The organism is Clostridium boliviensis, from assembly GCF_033342255.1.
Lineage (GTDB): Bacteria > Bacillota > Clostridia > Lachnospirales > Lachnospiraceae > Lacrimispora > Lacrimispora boliviensis.
In genome coordinates, this window is sequence record NZ_JAWONS010000059.1 from 1 (window position 1) to 646 (window position 646).

Genomic DNA, 646 nt, shown 5'->3' on the forward strand with positions numbered 1-646 from the left:
GTTGGAAAAGGTGGGCAAAGAACATATCGGCCTGGTGATCCAATCCTATCTGTACCGGTCCGAATCGGACGTGAAGGATCTCGGTGAATTGGGTGAATTGGGTGTCAACCTGCGGATCGTCAAGGGGGCCTATAAGGAACCGAGGGAAGTGGCCTTCCCGGACAAAAGGGATGTGGACGAAAATTATAAGCGGTTGGTGGCGATGCACTTGAAAAACGGATGCTACACCGCAATCGCCACCCACGATGAAGGGATTATCGAGTGGACCAAATCCTTTGTGAAGGAAAACCGCATCCCGGATGATTTATACGAATTCCAGATGCTTTACGGGGTGCGCGGCGGTCTGCAGCGGGAGCTGGCCCGGGAAGGGTACAAGGTCCGCGTCTACACCCCCTACGGCAAGGACTGGTACCCCTACTTCACCCGGCGGATCGCCGAACGGCCCGCCAACGCCTTGTTCATCCTGAAAAATATCGCCAAGGACTGAAATGCGGGAGCGGGCTCCCGGCCCTTGCCGGGAGCCCGCTCCCTTACACCCCGGTCGGAATCACCGGCAGCGCAGGAAGGAAAGCGACTTTGCACCCCGGGTTTCGATTTTCAACTTTAACGAAGGAAGGTTGCCGGTGTCACCGGCAACCTTTGGGAT

General features: G+C 56.7%; 1 protein-coding gene. It reads left to right on the forward strand.

Annotated features, from left to right (window positions below; all coding sequences use genetic code 11):
* The coding region (locus RZO55_RS02755) for a proline dehydrogenase family protein (protein WP_318062766.1) at positions 1-487 on the forward strand (487 nt) is incomplete at its 5' end.
* Positions 488-646: the final 159 nt, after the last annotated feature.